This is a genomic window from Marinobacterium halophilum, assembly GCF_003014615.1.
Lineage (GTDB): Bacteria > Pseudomonadota > Gammaproteobacteria > Pseudomonadales > Balneatricaceae > Marinobacterium > Marinobacterium halophilum.
Genome location: NZ_PYGI01000004.1, coordinates 1 through 19,274 on the forward strand (window position 1 = coordinate 1; position 19,274 = coordinate 19,274).

The window sequence follows — 19,274 nt, forward strand, 5'->3', positions numbered from 1 at the left end:
GATCCTCGGCGCTTTTTGCCCTTGCATGGCAGACGCTGCCGCCACTGGAGCTTTGCGATATGGCGATACAAGGTGGAGCAACTGATGGCGTTATCAGGCTCCTCCAAGGTTATACGTCCTGCCACCTGCTCTGGACTAAAGCCCATTGCCAATAGCTTCTTCAGCTGCTCTTGATGCCTTGCATTAAAGCGTTCGGCTTTGTTGGCAGCACGGCGCTGATCATATGCATGTATATCAGCTTCCGAGGCATCGTATGCCTCGCAGTCGGTTAACCGTTTCAATTCCCTTGAAATGGTTTTGTTCGAACGTTTCAGCTCTCGGCCAATGGCACGGGCAGAGAAATCCAGTTCATATAAGGCCTGAATCTGGTATCGTTCGCTGAGAGTCAGCTGGCCGTAAAGGGCCCCCGTGTGGCACCTGGTTGCTTGTGTGAGAGCTAGTCAGCCTACAGCCAGCCTGGCTCTCCTGTCTAAGTCCAAGTGTGTCGGTTATTCTGAGAATCTAGGTAATATCCAAGAACCTCATAGTAATTATAACCATTAACTGCTGTCTCAAGTTCAGTATATGAACTCGCTTACAGCATAAATTCTTATGAAAATGCTTATTTAATCAATTTTTAAGGGCGAGTAAATAGATGATTAAAACTAGAATGCTGGGATTTATAAGTGTTTTAATTGCTATTGTGGCTTTGGCTGGGTGTGCCTCTAATTCAAAGCAGTTAGTCGAAAGACCAGATATTAACAAACCTCTTAATGAAAATGAAAGCATCATTATTTTAAAGCGACCAAGTAAATTTTCCCTCTCCATTATTAATTTCATTGTTCGTACAGAATCTCAGGTTATTGGCGATTTATCTGATGGGGGCGAGCTAATTTGGAAAACAAAGGCAGAAAACTTTGAATGTATTAAAATAGAAAACCTTCAGCTTAAGCAGGTTCTTAATTTGGGTTTCTACAAAGAGGATGTACCCGCACCATACAAGTGCTTTTTTACAAATCCAAAAGAGATACTGTCATTAAACTATGATTTTACTTATCCAAAATCACGAATTTTTCGTCCTGTTGCATTTTTGCCTTTATATAAAAAATCACCAACATTTGATAAAAGGTCAAGTGTCGCTATAAATGTAAATAATTCAATTGCTACTGAGGCCCCTATTAGTTTAAAAGAAACGCTAGAAAAATATTTAGAGGAACAGTTTGGGAGTATTGTTGACAACTCTTCAAACAAGGTCATAGATATCGAGATTCTTGATTTTAAGTCAGGGAACGCTGTCCAGAGATGGTTTGCTGCAACAAAAGATGGATCTACATTAGCAAAAGTAAAAGTAACGATCTCTGAAAATGATAAAATTTTAGATGAATTCATTACAGCGCCGGTAATATCAACTGGCGGATTGGCAACTGTTGGTGGAGACTCTCTAATATTTGAAGAAATAGCAGAAGACGTATATCTTCACACATTTGGCCTGAATTAAAGTATAAGTATAAATATAAAATTAAACTAAAACGAACAGGTGAGTTTCAATTTTCCTACCGCCTGTTCGTTTGATTTTATATATTATTGGAATTAATATTTTTAATCTAAATTTCATAGTTTTGAGACCTCTTCGAAGTAGATAGGTTTTAAGTATGAGACCTACCCTAGATTATCCCACTTAAGAACTAGTATCCAACTACGTCACAGACTTCTGCTAATTTTCCAATCGTGTAGCGATGTGTGTATCTATCAGTAACTCCAGCACCGGTAACTGAATGTCCAACGTACTGCTGCACCAAACTAGTGGGCAGCCCAGCCATTCTTGCCTTTGTAATAAACGTATGGCGAAGAGAATGAAAAACTAGCCGATCTCCGTAAGCATCACTGCCACTAGTTACCAGAGAGCCAAACAAATCAGTGACTCGGTTTTGATTTCAGTGAGCAAGGTCAAATAAATATTCAGTGCTTGAGCTCTCTAGATATTCGATCAATCCAGCTTCGATCAGGTCATTACTCAACGGAACCAATCTTACTGCTGCTGCGGTTTTGCCCTGAGTTACCTTGAAATAATATCTTTTTGAGTCATTGCAAATACTGAAATCGCTTTTAGTCAATCGAGCTATTTCAGATCTGCGAGCACCAGTGTAGGCACCAATCATCGCGAACCAGTAAAACCAATCCGGTTTACTAGCAGCACCTGTTAGAATCTCTTTGACTTCAAAATCAGTAAATGCTCAAAACCTCTTACCATCAGCTTTGAAAGTGACGCCCTCAGTGGGCGACTTCGCCAGCAATTTAGCCTCTTTGTGTAGTGGCCTAATAATCCCGGACACCAACTTAAGGTGGTAAAGTCACCGCCGAAGAAGAGGTGTTCAATGGCAAAACAGCGTCGTTCGTTTTCAACCGAGTTCAAAATGGAAGCCTCCAGCCTGGTGGTCGATCAGGGTTACAGCATGGTCGAGGCCAGTCGTGCCGTTGATGTGGGCGAGTCCGCATTGAGGCGGTGGGTTAATCAGCTACGTACCGAACGTGGCGGTGTAACACCCACATCCAAGGCCCTGACACCCGAGCAGCAAAAGATTCAGGAACTGGAAGCCCGTATCAACCGGCTGGAACGGGAGAAAACGATATTAAAAAAGGCTGTGGTGATAGACCAGTTAAGTGAGCAGGAGCCGGTCGACATGGTCTGTAGTGCTTTCGGCATTGCCCGTTCCAGTTACTACGAGTACCGCCGTAGCCGATCCCGGATTGACATTAAACGGCTTGAGCAGCGAGCCAAGGTGAATGAGCTTTTTGCGCAAAGCCGGAGCTCAGCCGGAAGCCGTACAATCATGACCCAGATGCAGGGTGAAGGCTATGAGATTGGCCGTTTCCGTGTGCGGCGTCTGATGCGTGAGCTGAACCTGACTTGCAAGCAGCCGGGACCGCACAAGTACAAACAGGCTACGGTCGAGCGACCGGATATTCCCAACCGCCTTAACCGGGAGTTTGAGGTACAAGCCCCCAATCAAGTGTGGTGTGGTGATATCACCTACATATGGGTGCAGAACCGCTGGCATTACCTGGCTGTTGTGCTCGATCTGTTTACACGTAGAGTCGTTGGCTGGTCGTTCTCGGGCCGCCCGGATAGCGCACTGGTCGTAAAGGCCTTGGATATGGCATACGAGCAGCGTGGCAAGCCTGCTGGGCTGATGTTTCATTCGGACCAGGGAAGCCAATATGCTAGCCGAGCTTTCCGGCAACGCCTATGGCGCTACCGAATCCAGCAAAGCATGAGTCGCCGGGGAAACTGTTGGGATAACTCGCCAATGGAGCGACTGTTCCGGAGCTACAAGTCCGAATGGATGCCTGCCACAGGTTACAGAGCAGTAGGTGAAGCCCAACAAGACATCAGTTTCTATCTGATGGAACGGTACAACTGGCAACGGCCACATCAGTACAACCAAGGATTGCCACCCGCTGTGGCAGAGGAAAAACTTAACTTACTGTCCGGTATTAGTTGACCACTACAGAGAGACCACAAGAGAGACTTGATGTAGGTCTTACAGATAGAGACCTGTATAGGTGATTACCTATGATGATAATGAAGTAATGGATATCTCATGGAAGAACTATAAGTCCCACTGAAAGTGGGGCTTCGCCCCCTCTACTCCCACCACCTGAAACGTGTCAGATGTAGCCGACCTCAACGCAGTGCCCCCTCAGATCATCTGCGCCAGTCTTGTCCGGTTCACGTCTGCCCCAACTGCCACCACAATCGTTCAGACCGGTGGTGCGTTCATACAGCTCATACCGAAAGCTCAAAGGTAGTAGGCCTCACAGACGGATCTTACCCTGTCTGCATCGAGGTCTTTGTTCTGGAGAACGGTTGTTGCTGATCTTGCATGAACAGAACTAGCCGCTTCTTCTCCTAAACTGTCACCTAATTGAACGTCGTCGATCATGCAGGGATCTTGCAATTTTGACAGCTGCGGGCCACGTCCGCTCTCGACCGCTAGCGCCCCCGCCAAACCAACCACTTGAATAACAAACAATCACCCCCATCAATTACGATGGGGTGTTTTACTGGGCGCACCCATCACTGAGTTGTTGGTTGTCTTCCTCGATAGCAGGAATCTGATGATCGAGACAAGACAACTTATTAAACGGCTCCTTCAGCTTCATCGCTTGTTGAAACAGAAGGAGACCTTGAACCCAGCAGAACAGCTCCAGCACGAGTGTGAGCTTCAAGAGGTAAAGTCGAGGCTACTGCAGAAGTTGTGCAGTCTTGGGCTGGCATTTTTGAGGCGCATGATCTGGCTACACAGCAGACGAGAGCTGTTGGAGTGGCTTCTGAGTCAAATTATTGGTATTGGTGGATGACCGGGGCTGGAAACCTCTAATCAACTACCGGTATGAGGAGGATAGGTTAGCGTTGAATATCACCTTTATTGCGATTCATTCTCAACTCATATGGATAACAACAGGAGGTATGCCATGACACAGCTACCGAAATCAACGCGCTCTTTCTTTAACTGACCAACCATTGATGATGGGGAGGCTTCCAATCTACCCATCGAAACCCAGACTTGGCCGGTAACAGGGTCACCTCTGGATAGCCTAGTAGGAGAGTGTCCATACCCTGATGAATGATGAACTGGTAGTCACAAAGCGTGACGGCAGACGCGAAGCGATAGACCTTGAGAAGATCCACAGGGTCATCATCTGGGCCGCTGAAGGCTTGGAGGACGTGTCTGTCGACCAAATAGAGCTGAAGGCTCATTTGGACTTCTACTCCAGCCTGAGGGATGGTGCATTGCACACCCCACAGACTACTGGCGCTGTTCTCACATTTCGTCAAGGCTATTCGTTTCCGCTGTTCAAGCAGCAAGCGATCCTGCGGCACTCACAAATTCAACACTCACTGTCTGCTCGGCTTCTCCGAAGACTGTCCGCACTTCGAGATACGGGTAGTGAGGCAATAACGAGGCTGTTACTGAGCTGTGGGCACATAACGAGAGCACCACCTTCCTGTCACGCTCCCCTTACTTACCAACCGCGCCCTCAATTCTTCGAGTTCGTTCTCTCCCATGCATCCACAGGATCTTGCTTGTCCCATTACTCGAAGTCACATGCAACGTAAGCGAGAAGTCCACCCGGTATCATCCCAAACCTGTAAATACTGCGATCACCGTCCACCGGGACGAGGCTCATCATATCGGCCTCCATCTCGCGTAACTTCGGGTCTTTCTTCCAGCTTTGAAGCCCCACCTTCGACAACGTAACGACTTCCTGAACAGCAAGATTGAACCTTGATCTACCTCCGTCAGTTCTGGCGAACCCTGGCACCGTCCATCACCCCTGATACGTTACCGCATCCACTACTGGCAAAAGATCCTCAAGTCTGAACCTATGAGTGTAGCGATCAGTCACCCCTGACCCAGTTTTCTCATGTCCAACCACTTCTTGAACCAAAACAGTATCGATACCCTTGGAACGGGCTTTCGTTATGAACGTATGACGCAGAGAATGGAACACGATACGCTCCCCATCCTCGGTTTTCTTGTCCATGTTCAACGACCTGAAACGGTTCGTAATTGAGTTGGGCATAGAAGCAGCCTCAGGGAAAAGCAGCCCTTCGGGCTCTTATGCCCAATCGATAAGGCCAGCTTTGACCAACTCATGGTGTACCGGTATCTGACGCCGTGCAGCCTTCGTTTTGCCCTTCTGGATAACGATGTAATAACGTCCTGTATCAGGGCACACTCTTACATCACCGCTCCTGAGATTAGCGATTTCACTGCGCCTAGCCCCAGTGTAAATAGCCAGCATCAGGACGAGGTAGAACCACTGCTGCTTTCTTTTCCCACTATCCAGTAACAAACGAACCTGCTCATCTGTGAGCGACCCGAAACGACTATCCTCAGTTTCCAGCCTCAAGCCAGCGGTAGGCGATTTCTCGAGCAGATCGATCTCTTGAACCATGTAGCGGCTAAACAGACTCTGACAGACCTTCAAGTGCTCCCGCACATACTTGTCACTGACTCGGTATCGAGGGGGCACCTTCATCTTGACGATTTCTTCAAGAGGCTTGTTCCGGTATGGCTTCAAGTTTCGCTGAGGGAGCTTTGCTATCGAGTTCAACGCAGAACGGAGGTGTTGCTTCGTAATCTCTCCGACCGGCTTGTCACCAATAAAGAAGAGAAGGTTGTCGAACAGCCGCTGGTTATTGATTCGGCTCTTTTCTGGCCAACTCTTCCAAGCAACAAAATCACTCCAGACCTTAGACAGTTTGGGTGTCTTGGCTTCTGGCTTTAATGATTGGGCTGGTGAAACGGTTTGCGGCTGTACTGAAGATGGTGGTGTTTTCTGCTGAAGCTGCTTGAGTCGATCAGAGACCCAAACATGAAACTCCTGTGAGAAATCCACAAGACGACCGATAAGTGACTTCACAGACTCCAGATCGGAGCAACGCTGGATGAGCCTGATCAGGGGGAGCTTCTTAGAGATCAACGCCAACGCATCGGAATAAGAGTCTGTCCGAAGGCTACGCTTCACTTCTGCGGGTAACGAGGGGAATTTTCTTCTGAGGGGAGTAGGAAGAGCGAACCTAAAGTAATAGGTCCGTCCCCTCAAGAACAGGTAAGAACAGGCGTTCTGTACCAGTTTCTGTGCCATTTTCAGAGCCTCCAAAAAAGAGGCGTAACTCACTGAAAATAAAGCGAAAAGTTGTTGAGAGTCTGCCGATAAGCCGGGTTTTGTCGTGGACAATCATTCATCTAGGGCCAGCGTCGCCACTGGCCTCAAGCGACCTACCCGGACCCGGCGCGGGTCACGCCTTAATGGGTCCCTATTTGGTCTTGCTCCGGGTGGGGTTTACCATCGCCGTGGAGTGTTGCCACCCACGCGGTGCGCTCTTACCGCACCATTTCAACCTTACCGGCATCCGAAGATGCTTAGGCGGTATACTTTCTGTTGCACTTTCCGTCGGCTCGCGCCGCCCAGACGTTATCTGGCACCTTACCCAATGGAGCCCGGACTTTCCTCCCCTGCACGAATGCAGCGACGATTGCCTGGCAGACTCTCGGCGCGAAGTATAACGGCCTGAACGTGTTACGCAAGCAATTAGTCGATCAGGAGCTGATAAAGCCGGTTTTTCTTCTCGCCAGTAATTTCGGCCGCGACGCCAGCCGCTTTTTTCGGCGGCATTTCCTTGGCCAAAATACGCAGAATACGTTCCGCTTCAGGGTCAATGCTGTCAGTACGAGGATCCGGTGCGGCTCCCTGCACCAATACGACAAACTCACCACGCTGCTGGTTACTGTCTGCCTGTACCCATTCAACCAACGCAGACAGCCGGTCACCGTGAATGGTTTCAAAGGTTTTGGTCAGCTCACGCGCCACTACCGCATAGCGGTCGGCGCCGAAAGCCTGTGACATTGCCCCCAGGCTGTCGACGATACGGTGAGTAGACTCATAAAATACCAGCGTTTCACTGTTTCCGGCCAACGCTTCAAGCGCCTGTAACCGCGCCCCGCTTTTGGACGGCAGAAAACCGATAAATTGAAAACGATCGGACGGCAGCCCCGAGGCCGACAGTGCGGCGATGAAAGCACAGCATCCCGGCACCGGCGACACCCGATATCCGGCCTCGCGTACAGCACGTACCAAATGATAGCCCGGATCAGAGATCAGCGGGGTACCGGCATCACTGACCAGTGCGATCGAATGCCCACTGCCCAGCAGGTTGATAATGTGCTCACAACGCTGGCGTTCGTTGTGATCATGCACTGAAATCATCTGCCCTTTAATGTTAAAGTGTGCCAGCAAGCGCCCACTGTGGCGGGTATCCTCGGCAGCTATGTAATCAACGCTGTCCAGCACCTCGCGCGCGCGCTCCGACAGGTCCGCCAGATTACCGATCGGCGTAGCTACGATATAGAGAACTGGTTCTGACATTAGGATATCCATCTGTTGGCAAGGATTGGGATTATATGACGAATTTACACCGGCTGTCTTTCAGCCTACTTTTGGCCACAGCGCTACTGGCTGGTTGTTCAAGCCAGACGCAGCCGCCTCAGGTAGTGGACAAGACCGCTACGACTCAACAAAGTATTGACAGTCTACTACGCCAGGCCGACAAGCAACCGACAACGCCGGCTGCGGAGTTGCGCCTGCAGGCTGCTCGGTTATTGGCCCAGATGCAACAGCCACAACAGGCGCTGGATGCTTTGGCACCGATCGATTTAAGCAGGTTGCCACCGACCCTGGCGTTCGAGGTTGCCAAGCTGAAAGCTCTGCTGACAACCGGCTCTGACGACCCTGCCGCCGCATTGCAGTTCCTGGATCGTCAGCGTTTCAACAACCTGCCTGCGCCGCAACAGGCCGAATTGGGGCAGCTGCGGGCTGACGCGCTGATGCAGCAGAATAACCCCATCGCCGCCGTGCGCGAACTGATCGTCAGCAGCTTGCTGACGCTGGATCCTGACGAGCAGCTACGTTATCACGACCAGATTTGGCACTTGCTGCAACAAACACCGTTGACGACGCTCAATGATGCTGCTCGCGGCGATAACGACTATCAGGAGCAGGGCTGGTTTGAACTTGCGCTAATGTTGCGTACCAGCACCGACTTGGCCGGCCGCCAGCAGGCACTGGAACAGTGGCGCACGCTGTGGCAATCACATCCGGCTCTGGCACTACCGCCCGCAGGCCTTCTCGGTATCGAACTGACGGGTGAACAGCTGACCGTACAGCGAATTGGCGTGATTTTGCCACTCACTGGCGAACTTGCCAAACCAGCCGGAGCAATCCGCAAGGGTATCGAGGCGGCGTTGGCGGTTGCCCGCCGTGAAGGTCAGTCGACCCCGAGCCTCGTCATGCTCGACTCCACAGGTTTGAGCGACATTACGCCACTGCTGATGCAAGCACGCCAGCAAGGCGTGGATCTGCTGATCGGACCGTTGGATCCAACTCTGGTCAACCAGCTTGCCACCATGCCGCAACTCGAAATTCCGGTGTTGGCCCTGAACCCCGCCGAACCGGGCCCGTCTCGCCCTTGGCAGCTGGAACTTTCCTCCGAGCATGAAGCTCGCATGATTGTGCGGCAGGCACTGTCTCAGGGCCACCGACGTGTATTGGTGATTGCACCGGCCGCCGAATGGGGTGATCGGGTACGTGCCGTCATCCAGGAAGAGCTTGAAGCCGCCGGCGGGAGAGTTGTCGGCACGCTACGTTATGATGCCACCGGCAATTATAATGATCAGATTGCCGACCTGCTGCTGACCCGGCAAAGTGCTGAACGTGAGCAGGAACTGCGCAAACTGCTGCGCCACCGCCTTGCGTTTCAGGAGCGCCGCCGTCAGGATGCCGATGCCATTCTGATGACCGCCCAACCCGATGCTGCCCGCCTGATCAAACCGATGCTGGATTATCACTTTGCCGCTGACCTGCCGATCTATGCGACCTCTCACCTGTATGCCGGATACCCGGATGCAACACGGGATGTAGACCTCAATGGCGTCACCTTCTGTGACTTGCCATGGCTGCTACAACCACCCAGCGAAGCCCATCGCCTACTGAGCAGCAATGGCGAGAATACCCTGTCCCGCTCTGGTCGGCTGTATGCACTGGGCGTGGATGCGATTAATGTGTATCCGTGGTTACCGCAGTTGGAGCAAGGCCCCGGCAGTTTCATTGTCGGTGAAACCGGCAAGCTGACAATGGATACACACAAGCGGCTGCAGCGTGAACTGAACTGTACCACCTTCACTAATGGCGTACCGGCCAGTCTGACCGAGGCCATACCCAACACCAACTAGAGGATCATGCGATGGATCGCAACCGTATTGGCATGGATGCCGAACAGCGGGCTGAACACTGGCTCTGTACACAGGGCCTGACGTTACTGCAACGTAACGCCCGCTGCCGCCTGGGTGAGATTGACCTGATTATGCAAGACGGGGAACAGATCGTGTTTGTCGAGGTACGCACCCGCTCAGGACGGGCGTTTGGTGGTGCTGCCGCCTCGGTAGACTGGCGCAAACAACAGAAGCTGATCCGCGCCGCCCGCTTCATGCTCAGCCGCAACCCTCACTGGAGCCTTTATCCCTGTCGGTTTGACGTGCTCGCCTTTGAAGGAGATTCGGAGAGAACCCCTCCGGTATGGTATAAAGATGCTTTTCGCCCATGAACACGCCCATGAACACCGGAAACGCTTTTAATGGAACTTGAAGACCGTATTGTCAGTCAGTTTCACAACACCATGGAGATCAATGCGCTCACCATCGAGCAGCATACTCCTCTGATCGCTGAAGCCGGTGAACTCCTGCTGCAATGCCTGGTCAGTGAACAGAAGATCTTGTGTGTCGGCAATGGAGGCTCGGCTGCGCTGGCCCAGCATTTCTCCTCCTTGCTACTGAATCGCTTTCACCATGAGCGCCCGGGCCTTCCCGCCATGACGCTTAACGACGCGGCGGCCATGAGTGGTATCAGCGAGGAGACCGGTTTTGCCGATGTCTACTCCAAACAGATACGCGCACTCGGCCAGCCTGGTGACATTCTGCTGCTGATCTCCACCCACGGCCGCGCCAACAGCCTGGTACAGGCGATTCAGGCGGCACACGACCGTGAGATGACGGTCATTGCGCTCAGCGGTGGTGATGGTGGCAACATGGCAGCCCTGCTGCTGCCGGACGAGATCGAGATCTGTATACCCGGTGCCGAGGATGCTCTGATCCACGGTGCTCACTTGCTGGTCCTGCACTGCTTGTGCGACCTGATTGAATATCAACTCTTTGGAGGCTGATCGACATGATCAAACGTCCCTTGATCGCGATGGTTCTGGCATCCACAGTCCTGACCGGCTGTTCCAGCCTGGTCAGTGCCACACGCGAAGAACCAATTCAGGAAGATCAGGGTAGCCGCACACTCGGCCGCTATCTTGAAGACGAGTCTATCGAGACCAAAACGCTGGTCAACATCAGCAAAGGCTCGCAGGCACTGGCGCAATCACACATCAACGTGGTCAGTTACAACGCCCAGCTGCTGCTCATTGGCCAGGTGCCCGATGAACAGGTAAAGCAGGAGGCTGAACGCATTGCTAATCAGGTTCGTCACGTTCGCAAGATACATAACGAACTGGAAGTTGCAGGCCCGACATCAACCATCGTGCGCAGCAATGATGTCTATCTGACCAGCCGCATCAAGGTACAGATGCTGGCAGATAAACGGGTGTCTGGTGGCCGCATTAAGGTCATAACAGAGAATGGTGTGGTGTATCTGATGGGGCTGGTGACACCGGCTGAAGCGGATATCGCCGTGGATATTACCCGCTCCGTCACCGGCGTACGCAAAATCGTCAAGGTCTTCGAATATATCGGTGCCTGACGCGATCGGCTGCCGCATCAGTGCGGCAGCCGCTTACTTCACCACGCGCAGCGTGGGTTTGCCCTTGGCTTTGGACTGGGTGGCTGGTGCTGAAGCCTCATCCTGATCGACAGACTCCATCTGCACCTCCTCAAGCACAGCACCACTCTGCTCTGCCTGCTCAAACAATTCTTCAACACCCGGCTCAACACCAAAACCCATGCCCATCCCATTTTCACGGGTAAAGATCGCCATTACCGCGACCATGGGGACATACACATTCATCGGCACGCCACCGAAACGCGCATTGAAACTGACGGCCTGATCATCAATCAGCAGATGCTGCACCGCAGTCGGCGCGATATTCAGCGTAATCTGACCATCCTGAACAAACTGCCCCGGCACCTGCACACCCTGCAAGGTAGCATCTACGGCCAGATGCGGCGTCATATTGTTATCCAGCACCCATTCATACAATGCCTTCAGCAGGTAAGGACGGCTCGGTTTGATATCGCTCATAACAGCTCCTGATAACGCCACATCCATGCATCCATACGTCTGCGGCATAGCGTACACCCTGTACATAAAAAAGGGATGAAGTTGCCTTCATCCCCGAGTTTGAACAGTACTGATCAACTCTGCTCAGTCACGCAACTCACGTTCCAGTTCAGACAAGCTGGCCTGGAAAGATTCACGTTCGAACAGACGCTGCATGTATTCCTGCAACGGCTGAGTCTGCGCTTCCGGCAGTTCGATCTCAAGTTGCGGCAAGCGCCACAGGATCGGTGCCAGGCAGCAGTCTACCAGGGTAAACTCGTCGCTCATGAAGAACGGCTTCTCGGCAAAGATCGGTGAGACGGCAACCAGACTGTCACACAGTTCCTTACGCGCCTGATCCAACTCGGCCTCGGTGCCTTCATCAGCCAAAATGCGATCGACCAGCACGCACCAGTCACGCTGAATACGGTGCATGTACAGACGGCTTTCAGCACGAGCAACCGGGTAAACCGGCAGCAGGGGCGGATGCGGAAAACGCTCATCGAGGTATTCCATCATCACATTGGGTTCGTACAACACCAGATCACGATCCAGCAGAGCCGGCAGGGTGTTGTAGGGGTTCTGCGCCGCTACATCCTCCGGCAGCTCACTTGCTTTACACTCGACAATATCAACTGCCACGCCTTTTTCACAGAGTACGATACGTACACGGTGACTGTAATGGTCGGAACCATCGGAATAAAAGGTCATGGAAGAACGCTTGGCCACTACACCCATCGAACTATCCCCATAAAAGTTTGCGGCTGAAACAAAAAATCTACGCGGCCTTTCGACCGCGTAGCATCAGAACTGATCACCCGGTGACAATCAGTGAATGTCTTTCCAGTACTCTTTCTTCAGAGCAAAGGCAAACACAAACAGGATCGCCAGGAAAATCAGAACCTTGGTACCCAGACGTTCAGACTCCAGACGAGACGGCTCGCCCATGTAGGTCATGAAGTTCACCAGATCATACACGGTCTGATCAAACTCTTCTGCAGACTGAGAGCCCGCTTCCTGAACTTTCAGACAGCCGCCCATGGTTTTACCCGTCAGCGGATCGATCTCTTCATGATCACCATGCGCCAATTCTTCCGGCGTGCAGTAATTAACGACCTTACCCTGCAGATCTTCCAGTACGTTCGGCATGCCGACATCCGGGAAGACCGCGTTGTTCACACCCCAGGGACGCTCTTCATCCTTGTAGAAGCTACGCAGGTAGCTGTAAACCCAGTCAGGACCACGCAGGCGCGCTTCCAGTGACAAGTCGGGCGGAGGTGCACCAAACCAGCCAGCCGCATCATCCTTGGCCATGGCACTCTTCATGTGCTCGCCGATCTTGGCGTTCGGGTCGAGGATCATATATTCCTCAACCAGCTCATTCGGAATACCCAGGTCCTGAGCTGAACGCTCAAAACGCTGGTAGCCCGCTTCATGACACCCCATGCAGCGGTTCACGAAGGTTTTCATGCCACGCTGCAGGGACTCCTGGTTGGTCAGATCGATATCGATCGAGTCCAGGGGCACACCGGCACCGCCGGCTGCACTGGCAGTCATCGGAGCCAGCGCCATCATCAGTGTGATAAGGAACTTTTTCATTAGCCTGTAACCCTTTCCGGAACCGGTTTAGTGCGCTCCATGCGTGTGTAGAACGGCATCAGCAGGAAGAACAAGAAATACAGCACTGTACAGACCTGGGACAGGACAGTACGCGCCTCTGTCGCCGGCAGTACACCCAAAACACCCAGGATCACGAAGCTGACGGCGAAGATCACCAGCCAGACCTTGCTCAACCAGCCTTTGTAACGGATGGATTTAACCGGGCTACGGTCAAGCCAGGGCAGTACAAACAGGATAGCAATCGCGGCACCCATGACCACCACGCCCCAGAACTTCGCATCCAGGCCGAACATCGGGAAGGTTACCGCACGCAGCATCGCGTAGAACGGTGTGAAATACCAGACCGGGGCAATGTGCGCAGGCGTCTTCAGTGCGTTAGCCGGCTCGAAGTTCGGCTTCTCAAGGAAGTAACCACCCCCTTCAGGGAAGAAGAACACAACGGTACAGAATACGAACAGGAATACGACAACACCGACGATGTCTTTAACGGTGTAGTACGGGTGGAACGGGATGCCGTCCAACGGTACGCCGTTTTCGTCTTTCTTGTCCTTGATTTCAACGCCATCCGGGTTGTTGGAACCCACTTCATGCAGCGCGATGATGTGCAGAACAACCAGTGCCAGAATCACGATCGGCAGTGCAATAACGTGCAGAGCGAAGAAGCGATTCAGCGTGATGCCGGAGATCAGGAAGTCACCACGAATCCACTGCTGCAGGTCCGCACCGATAACCGGAATGGCACCAAACAGGGAGATGATAACCTGAGCCCCCCAGTAAGACATCTGACCCCACGGCAGCAGGTAGCCCATGAAGGCTTCAGCCATCAACGCCAGGTAGATGGTCATACCGAAGATCCATACCAACTCACGCGGCTTGCGGTAAGAACCGTACATGATGCCACGCAGCATGTGCAGATATATCACCACAAAGAATGCGGATGCACCGGTGGAGTGCATATAACGCAACAGCCAGCCATACTCGACATCACGCATGATGTACTCGATGGATGCAAACGCACCTTCAGCACTCGGGTTGTAGCTCATGGTCAGCCAGATGCCGGTCAGGATCTGGTTAACCAGTGCCAGCAGCGCCAACGAACCGAAGAAATACCAGAAGTTGAAGTTCTTCGGCGCGTAATATTTCGACAGATGATCTTCCCACATGGCAGTCGCCGGGAAGCGGTCATCAATCCAGCCCATCAGGCCCGGATTACCTTTGTTACGGGTACCAGCCATTATGCAGTCTCCTGATCGACACCGATTACCAGTGTGTTGTCATCTTCATACTTGTGAGGCGGGATGACCAGATTGGTCGGAGCCGGAACCGACTTGTACACACGGCCTGACAGGTCAAAGCGGGAACCATGACACGGGCAGAAGAAGCCACCCAGCCAGTCCGCACCCAGATCTTCCGGGGCCACTTCAGGACGGTAGGTTGGCGAGCAACCCAGGTGCGTACAGATACCAACCATAACGGCGATTTCCGGACGGATAGCACGCGCAGCGGTTTTCGGAATGTAATCCGGCTGCTGCGGCTTTTCTGACATCGGATCAGCGACACGATCGTTCAGCTTTTCCAGATTGGCCAGCACCTCTTCACCACGACGGACAACCCATACCGGCTTGCCACGCCACTCTACGATCATCTGCTGACCAGGCTCCAGCTTACTGATATCCGCCTTTGCAGGCGCGCCGGCGGCTTTCGCCTTGGCACTCGGATTCCAGGAAGCCACGAACGGGACGGCCGCTCCTACAGCACCCACTGCACCTACTGCAGATGTGGCACCGATCAGGAGACGACGTCGACCCTTATTCACGCCGTCATTGCTCATTAACTTCATCTCCCCTCAATCGACCTGCCGCTTTTGTACGGACACAAAAGTCTGACGGGTCGCTCAGTCATGAAAAAACACAAAACCGGTTCGTTCAAATGCGCCGAATGTTAAAGAAAATACCCTTTTTTTACAAGGTAAAATACCTTCACCATTAGGCGAACACGAATTCTATTGACTTGACCCCAAGACGAAAAAAGCCCACAGCCGCAAGGGCTGTAGGCTTTTTTGCATTGCCATAGCGGCAGGGCCGCAAGCAATTAACGCTTGGAGAACTGCGGACGCTTACGCGCTTTGCGCAGACCAACCTTCTTACGTTCAACCTTACGAGCGTCACGAGTAACGTAACCTGCAGCACGCAGTGCGCCACGCAGAGTCTCGTCATACTCCATCAGCGCACGGGTGATGCCGTGACGGATAGCGCCAGCCTGACCGAAGCCGCCGCCGCCTTTAACTGTGATGTGCGCGTCGAATTTCTCAACGTTGTCAGTCAGCTCCAGCGGCTGCTTAACAATCATACGCGCAGTAACACGACCGAAGTACTCTTCGAGTGTACGGTTGTTGATTACGATTTTGCCTGTACCAGGACGCAGAAAGACACGAGCGGTAGAGGTTTTGCGACGGCCGGTACCGTAATACTGAGTAGTAGACATTTTCGCCTTCCCCTTAGATGTTCAGTTCTTTCGGTTGCTGAGCCTGATGCGGATGTTCAGCACCAGCGTAGACCTTCAGCTTGGTGTACATGGCACGACCCAGCGGGCCTTTAGGCAGCATGCCTTTTACAGCCAGCTCGATAGTGCGCTCAGGGAAGGTCTGTACCATCTTGTTGAAGCTAGCTTCCTTCAAGCCACCCGGAAAACCGGAATGACGATAGTACATTTTGTCGTTGCGCTTGTTACCGGTCACGGTCACTTTTTCGGCATTAACTACAACGATGTAGTCGCCAGTGTCAACGTGCGGAGTATATACCGGCTTGTGCTTGCCACGCAGACGGCGGGCAATTTCAGTAGCCAGGCGACCCAGAGTTTTACCTTCTGCGTCAACAACGTACCAGTCGCGTTTTACTTCGGCCGGCTTGGCGGTAAAAGTTTTCATGGATGGTTTCACCTTACAATTTAAGTCTCGAATCCGAGATTCCGACTTACCTTATAGTTATTTGTTAGCTACTTTACAGTCGCTAACTTACACTTTTTCGGCACCCTGATTTACAGGGAGCGCGTATTATACCCGTGCGCCCGTCGTCTGGGAAGTACATCGAATGCGTTTTTTCAACCGGCCCGATGCTCCCGCGCCAGATACTCGTGCGACTGCATTTCCAGCAACCGGCTCTGGGTGCGTTCGATCTCGAAACCGAGACGCCCTTCCGTGTAAATCTCATGAATGGGCACCTCAGCCGAGATGATCAGCTTGACGCCCGAATCATAGAACTCATCAACCAGATTGATGAAACGGCGCGCAGCATCATCATTCTTGCGCCCCAGCTGCGGCACATTACCCAGCAGAATGGCGTGATAGATCTTGCCCAATTCTATGTAGTCGTTCTGGGACCGTGCACCTTGGCACAGGTGGTCAAAATCAAACCAGGCAACATCTTCACAGACACGACGCGCATTGATAAGACGGCCATTGATTTCGACACTGGCCTCGCGCTGCTCTTCTTCCAGATCCGGTGCCAGGCTTTCAAAGCTCTGCGCCAAGCTTTGATCCGCTGCCGCATCCAGCGGCCAATGATACAACTCAGCCTGTTCAAGAGTACGCAGACGGTAATCGACACCACCATCCACATTCACCACTTGGGTATAACGCTTGAGCATATCGATTGCCGGCAGGAAACGCTGACGCTGCAGGCCATCCTTGTACAAGCCGTCCGGTACAATATTGGAGGTTGCGACCAGAGAGACACCGTTATTGAACAGCTCCTGCATCAGCCCCCCCAGAATCATCGCATCCGTGATATCGGACACAAAGAATTCATCAAAGCAGATAATGCGAGCTTCATCCGCGTATTTGCGTCCGATCTCTACCAGTGGGTTTTTGGTGCCGTCCAGCGCCTTCAGCTCGCTGTGTACTCGCTGCATGAAACGGTGAAAATGCGTTCGCATCTTGCGCTCGAACGGCAGGCTGTCATAGAAGGTATCCATCAGGTAGGTTTTGCCACGCCCGACGCCACCCCAGAAATACAAACCACTGATCGGCTCTTGGCGAGTGCCCTTGAACTTGCCGCCGAGGCGCTGCATCAAACCCGGCTTGGGCGCACGCTCGGCGGCCACCAGATCATCATACAGACGCTGAAGATGACCAACGGCCATCTCCTGAGTCGGATCATAAGAGAAATCATCGCGTTTCAGATCCTGCTGATATCGCTCGAGCGGAGTCATCTTCAGTTTGTACCTCTGATCGGTTTATGCACACCACAACGGGGGGCGAACTTTACTGCCGATGCCCGGTTTGCGCAAATCGCGACACTCGAAACCGTCTCGGCACTTTGTATGATTGCGCCGTCAAAGCCCTAGCAGCCGCACCAGCACTGGCACAATGAAGGCCGTCAACAAGCCGGTCAGCCCCATGGCCAAACCGGCAAAGGCACCCGCCAGCGTACTGAACTCAAACGCATAGGCGGTACCGAAACCATGTGCCGACAGCCCCAACGTAAAGCCTTTGACCGCATCGTCTTCAATTTTCAGCCATTTAAACAGCGGCGGCGCAACCAAACAGCCAATGGCCCCTGTTATCAATACCAGCCCGGCCGCCAAAGACGGATAACCGCCTATCTTCTCGGCAATGCCGATCGCGATGGGTGACGTAACCGATTTCGGCGCCAACGACAGCAGCGTCACATCAGAAGCACCCAGCGCCCAGGCAACAGCTATGACGGATAGCGCAGCTGTTACGGCACCACAGGTACAAGCGATCAACAACGGCAACAACATTTTTTTCACCCGCTCAAAATGATCATACAGCGGTACTGCCAGCGCCACGGTCGCAGGCCCGAGCAAAAAATGAATGAACTGAGCACCTTCGAAATAGGTGTTGTAATCAGTACCTGTCAGCTGCAGCAACACGATGATCAACGACAGCGCCACCAACACTGGATGCAACAGCGGCGTGCCACCTACCCGCCGGTTTAGCCATGAGGTAAACAGAAACGTGGCGATGGTGATGATGATCCACCACAGTGGTTTGGCTGCAAAATATACCCAGAAAGTGCTCATGATTTATTCCTGCGCGTATCCAACTGCAAACCCCGCGTCAGCCGCTTGAGTACCAGCGCCGTGACCAGAATGGTTACCACCGTGCTGAGCACCAACGCCACCAGAATCACTAGCCACTCGGCTGCAATCAGCTCGGCATGCACCATCAAACCGACACCTGCCGGCACGAACAGCAATGCCAGATGGCGCAACAGCCCTTCTGCCGGTACCCGCAGCCATCCCGGCACCTTGCCATGCACAACCAACCCGACCAGCAACAGTACCATTCCCATCACCGGCCCCGGGACCGGCAATGCCAATGCCAGCACGATCCACTCACCCAGCAACTGACATCCAAGGAGCAACAATAGACCCGCCAACATCCTTCACCTCACGTCATTATTTTTATCGAGCAAAAACGGAGTGTACTTATTTAATTAACAATTTTCTCTTCTACTATTGGCAATCGACACCCACATCTCTATAATGCGCTCCGTTGCTGATTGAGGTGTAACCCACACCAATCCACCAATCAGAACAAGCACTTAGCTTTCAACGTTTGTCGGGGTGTAGCTCAGCTTGGTAGAGCACTGTCTTCGGGAGGCAGGGGTCGTAGGTTCAAATCCTGTCACCCCGACCAAATTGTTGAAAATTAAGTACTGTGTCGGGGTGTAGCTCAGCTTGGTAGAGCACTGTCTTCGGGAGGCAGGGGTCGTAGGTTCAAATCCTGTCACCCCGACCAAATTTTTCCCGCTTATCTGATTTTTTCT

General features: G+C 52.5%; 21 protein-coding genes, 2 tRNA genes, 1 other RNA gene and 2 pseudogenes. 9 read left to right on the forward strand and 17 right to left on the reverse strand.

What is annotated here, in order from left to right:
* Both CLV44_RS03540 and CLV44_RS17660 read right to left on the reverse strand, forming a co-directional pair.
* Positions 1-281: pseudogene (locus CLV44_RS03540) on the reverse strand (hypothetical protein); the annotation flags it as partial.
* A gap of 48 nt (positions 282-329) precedes the next feature.
* Positions 330-389 (reverse strand): annotated as a pseudogene (locus tag CLV44_RS17660) (hypothetical protein); the annotation flags it as partial.
* Between the two features lie 245 nt (positions 390-634).
* Between CLV44_RS17660 and CLV44_RS03545 the strand changes: the two are divergent.
* Positions 635-1,477, forward strand: a complete 843-nt coding sequence (locus CLV44_RS03545; RefSeq protein WP_106590736.1) for a hypothetical protein — start codon at positions 635-637, stop codon at positions 1,475-1,477.
* Between the two features lie 187 nt (positions 1,478-1,664).
* Here CLV44_RS03545 and CLV44_RS17705 read toward each other — a convergent pair whose 3' ends face one another.
* The gene (locus tag CLV44_RS17705; protein ID WP_106590737.1) at positions 1,665-1,892 is read right to left on the reverse strand and encodes a tyrosine-type recombinase/integrase; all 228 of its coding nucleotides are present in this window, start codon (positions 1,890-1,892) and stop codon (positions 1,665-1,667) included.
* 462 nt (positions 1,893-2,354) lie between these two features.
* Between CLV44_RS17705 and CLV44_RS03560 the strand changes: the two genes are divergently transcribed.
* Entirely contained in the window at positions 2,355-3,482 is a 1,128-nt protein-coding gene (locus tag CLV44_RS03560) for an IS3 family transposase (RefSeq protein ID WP_106590739.1), read from the forward strand.
* 1,121 nt (positions 3,483-4,603) lie between these two features.
* Positions 4,604-5,101 (forward strand): ATP cone domain-containing protein, encoded by a 498-nt coding sequence (locus tag CLV44_RS03570; protein ID WP_106590741.1) that lies wholly within the window; start codon positions 4,604-4,606, stop codon positions 5,099-5,101.
* Positions 5,102-5,313: 212 nt separating this feature from the next.
* Here CLV44_RS03570 and CLV44_RS17710 read toward each other — a convergent pair whose 3' ends face one another.
* The 4 genes from CLV44_RS17710 to rsmI form a co-directional block, all read right to left on the reverse strand.
* Positions 5,314-5,568: a tyrosine-type recombinase/integrase gene (locus tag CLV44_RS17710; protein ID WP_106590742.1), complete on the reverse strand. Its 255-nt coding sequence runs from the start codon at positions 5,566-5,568 to the stop codon at positions 5,314-5,316.
* Positions 5,569-5,604: 36 nt separating this feature from the next.
* Positions 5,605-6,636 (reverse strand): DUF6538 domain-containing protein, encoded by a 1,032-nt coding sequence (locus tag CLV44_RS17665; protein WP_106590894.1) that lies wholly within the window; start codon positions 6,634-6,636, stop codon positions 5,605-5,607.
* Positions 6,637-6,689: 53 nt separating this feature from the next.
* Positions 6,690-7,043: RNase P RNA component class A (gene rnpB / locus CLV44_RS03585), an RNA gene on the reverse strand.
* Positions 7,044-7,083: 40 nt separating this feature from the next.
* Positions 7,084-7,917, reverse strand: coding sequence for a 16S rRNA (cytidine(1402)-2'-O)-methyltransferase (rsmI, locus tag CLV44_RS03590; RefSeq protein ID WP_106590743.1), 834 nt, complete (start codon positions 7,915-7,917; stop codon positions 7,084-7,086).
* Between the two features lie 35 nt (positions 7,918-7,952).
* Between rsmI and CLV44_RS03595 the strand changes: the two genes are divergently transcribed.
* From CLV44_RS03595 to CLV44_RS03610, 4 genes are read left to right on the forward strand one after another with little or no spacing between them, the layout of a single operon-like run.
* Positions 7,953-9,779: a penicillin-binding protein activator gene (locus tag CLV44_RS03595; protein WP_106590744.1), complete on the forward strand. Its 1,827-nt coding sequence runs from the start codon at positions 7,953-7,955 to the stop codon at positions 9,777-9,779.
* Positions 9,780-9,790: 11 nt separating this feature from the next.
* Positions 9,791-10,150 (forward strand): YraN family protein, encoded by a 360-nt coding sequence (locus CLV44_RS03600; RefSeq protein WP_106590745.1) that lies wholly within the window; start codon positions 9,791-9,793, stop codon positions 10,148-10,150.
* 30 nt (positions 10,151-10,180) lie between these two features.
* Positions 10,181-10,765 (forward strand): SIS domain-containing protein, encoded by a 585-nt coding sequence (locus CLV44_RS03605; RefSeq protein ID WP_106590746.1) that lies wholly within the window; start codon positions 10,181-10,183, stop codon positions 10,763-10,765.
* 5 nt (positions 10,766-10,770) lie between these two features.
* A complete protein-coding gene (locus CLV44_RS03610; RefSeq protein ID WP_106590747.1) occupies positions 10,771-11,346 on the forward strand; it encodes a BON domain-containing protein in 576 nt (191 codons plus the stop codon).
* A 33-nt stretch (positions 11,347-11,379) separates the two neighbouring features.
* On the opposite strand, the gene CLV44_RS03615 is transcribed toward CLV44_RS03610, so the two are convergent.
* From CLV44_RS03615 to CLV44_RS03660, 10 genes are all read right to left on the reverse strand, one after another.
* A complete protein-coding gene (locus CLV44_RS03615) occupies positions 11,380-11,835 on the reverse strand; it encodes a ClpXP protease specificity-enhancing factor (RefSeq protein ID WP_211298077.1) in 456 nt (151 codons plus the stop codon).
* Positions 11,836-11,967: 132 nt separating this feature from the next.
* On the reverse strand, positions 11,968-12,600 hold the full coding sequence (locus CLV44_RS03620) for a glutathione S-transferase N-terminal domain-containing protein (RefSeq protein WP_106590749.1): 633 nt from the start codon (positions 12,598-12,600) through the stop codon (positions 11,968-11,970).
* 90 nt (positions 12,601-12,690) lie between these two features.
* Positions 12,691-13,461, reverse strand: coding sequence for a cytochrome c1 (locus CLV44_RS03625; RefSeq protein ID WP_106590750.1), 771 nt, complete (start codon positions 13,459-13,461; stop codon positions 12,691-12,693).
* The gene (locus CLV44_RS03630; RefSeq protein ID WP_106590751.1) at positions 13,461-14,717 is read right to left on the reverse strand and encodes a cytochrome b; all 1,257 of its coding nucleotides are present in this window, start codon (positions 14,715-14,717) and stop codon (positions 13,461-13,463) included. The genes CLV44_RS03625 and CLV44_RS03630 overlap by 1 nt, the downstream gene beginning before the upstream one ends.
* A complete protein-coding gene (petA, locus tag CLV44_RS03635; RefSeq protein WP_106590752.1) occupies positions 14,717-15,313 on the reverse strand; it encodes a ubiquinol-cytochrome c reductase iron-sulfur subunit in 597 nt (198 codons plus the stop codon). Before petA ends, CLV44_RS03630 begins: the two co-directional genes overlap by 1 nt.
* A 260-nt stretch (positions 15,314-15,573) precedes the next feature.
* Positions 15,574-15,966, reverse strand: a complete 393-nt coding sequence (rpsI, locus tag CLV44_RS03640) for a 30S ribosomal protein S9 (protein WP_106590753.1) — start codon at positions 15,964-15,966, stop codon at positions 15,574-15,576.
* Between the two features lie 13 nt (positions 15,967-15,979).
* Entirely contained in the window at positions 15,980-16,408 is a 429-nt protein-coding gene (gene rplM, locus CLV44_RS03645) for a 50S ribosomal protein L13 (RefSeq protein ID WP_106590754.1), read from the reverse strand.
* Positions 16,409-16,581: 173 nt separating this feature from the next.
* Positions 16,582-17,691 (reverse strand): cell division protein ZapE, encoded by a 1,110-nt coding sequence (gene zapE, locus CLV44_RS03650; RefSeq protein ID WP_106590755.1) that lies wholly within the window; start codon positions 17,689-17,691, stop codon positions 16,582-16,584.
* Positions 17,692-17,814: 123 nt separating this feature from the next.
* Entirely contained in the window at positions 17,815-18,525 is a 711-nt protein-coding gene (locus CLV44_RS03655; protein WP_106590756.1) for an LrgB family protein, read from the reverse strand.
* Positions 18,522-18,887 (reverse strand): CidA/LrgA family protein, encoded by a 366-nt coding sequence (locus tag CLV44_RS03660; RefSeq protein ID WP_106590757.1) that lies wholly within the window; start codon positions 18,885-18,887, stop codon positions 18,522-18,524. Before CLV44_RS03660 ends, CLV44_RS03655 begins: the two co-directional genes overlap by 4 nt.
* Positions 18,888-19,067: 180 nt before the next feature.
* On the opposite strand from CLV44_RS03660, the gene CLV44_RS03665 reads away from it, so the two are divergent.
* Positions 19,068-19,144 (forward strand) — tRNA-Pro (locus CLV44_RS03665).
* 25 nt (positions 19,145-19,169) lie between these two features.
* Positions 19,170-19,246, forward strand: a tRNA-Pro gene (locus CLV44_RS03670).
* Positions 19,247-19,274: the final 28 nt, after the last annotated feature.

Excerpts from the sequence above, each read along its gene's own strand:
- CLV44_RS03545 (WP_106590736.1), top strand. The coding sequence starts at position 635 with ATGATTAAAACTAGAATGCTGGGATTTATAAGTGTTTTAATTGCTATT.
- CLV44_RS03560 (WP_106590739.1), top strand. The coding sequence starts at position 2,355 with ATGGCAAAACAGCGTCGTTCGTTTTCAACCGAGTTCAAAATGGAAGCC.
- CLV44_RS03570 (WP_106590741.1), top strand. The coding sequence starts at position 4,604 with ATGAATGATGAACTGGTAGTCACAAAGCGTGACGGCAGACGCGAAGCG.
- CLV44_RS17710 (WP_106590742.1), bottom strand. The coding sequence starts at position 5,568 with ATGCCCAACTCAATTACGAACCGTTTCAGGTCGTTGAACATGGACAAG.
- CLV44_RS17665 (WP_106590894.1), bottom strand. The coding sequence starts at position 6,636 with ATGGCACAGAAACTGGTACAGAACGCCTGTTCTTACCTGTTCTTGAGG.
- rsmI (WP_106590743.1), bottom strand. The coding sequence starts at position 7,917 with ATGTCAGAACCAGTTCTCTATATCGTAGCTACGCCGATCGGTAATCTG.
- CLV44_RS03595 (WP_106590744.1), top strand. The coding sequence starts at position 7,953 with ATGACGAATTTACACCGGCTGTCTTTCAGCCTACTTTTGGCCACAGCG.
- CLV44_RS03600 (WP_106590745.1), top strand. The coding sequence starts at position 9,791 with ATGGATCGCAACCGTATTGGCATGGATGCCGAACAGCGGGCTGAACAC.
- CLV44_RS03605 (WP_106590746.1), top strand. The coding sequence starts at position 10,181 with ATGGAACTTGAAGACCGTATTGTCAGTCAGTTTCACAACACCATGGAG.
- CLV44_RS03610 (WP_106590747.1), top strand. The coding sequence starts at position 10,771 with ATGATCAAACGTCCCTTGATCGCGATGGTTCTGGCATCCACAGTCCTG.
- CLV44_RS03620 (WP_106590749.1), bottom strand. The coding sequence starts at position 12,600 with ATGGGTGTAGTGGCCAAGCGTTCTTCCATGACCTTTTATTCCGATGGT.
- CLV44_RS03625 (WP_106590750.1), bottom strand. The coding sequence starts at position 13,461 with ATGAAAAAGTTCCTTATCACACTGATGATGGCGCTGGCTCCGATGACT.
- CLV44_RS03630 (WP_106590751.1), bottom strand. The coding sequence starts at position 14,717 with ATGGCTGGTACCCGTAACAAAGGTAATCCGGGCCTGATGGGCTGGATT.
- petA (WP_106590752.1), bottom strand. The coding sequence starts at position 15,313 with ATGAGCAATGACGGCGTGAATAAGGGTCGACGTCGTCTCCTGATCGGT.
- rpsI (WP_106590753.1), bottom strand. The coding sequence starts at position 15,966 with ATGTCTACTACTCAGTATTACGGTACCGGCCGTCGCAAAACCTCTACC.
- rplM (WP_106590754.1), bottom strand. The coding sequence starts at position 16,408 with ATGAAAACTTTTACCGCCAAGCCGGCCGAAGTAAAACGCGACTGGTAC.
- zapE (WP_106590755.1), bottom strand. The coding sequence starts at position 17,691 with ATGACTCCGCTCGAGCGATATCAGCAGGATCTGAAACGCGATGATTTC.
- CLV44_RS03655 (WP_106590756.1), bottom strand. The coding sequence starts at position 18,525 with ATGAGCACTTTCTGGGTATATTTTGCAGCCAAACCACTGTGGTGGATC.
- CLV44_RS03660 (WP_106590757.1), bottom strand. The coding sequence starts at position 18,887 with ATGTTGGCGGGTCTATTGTTGCTCCTTGGATGTCAGTTGCTGGGTGAG.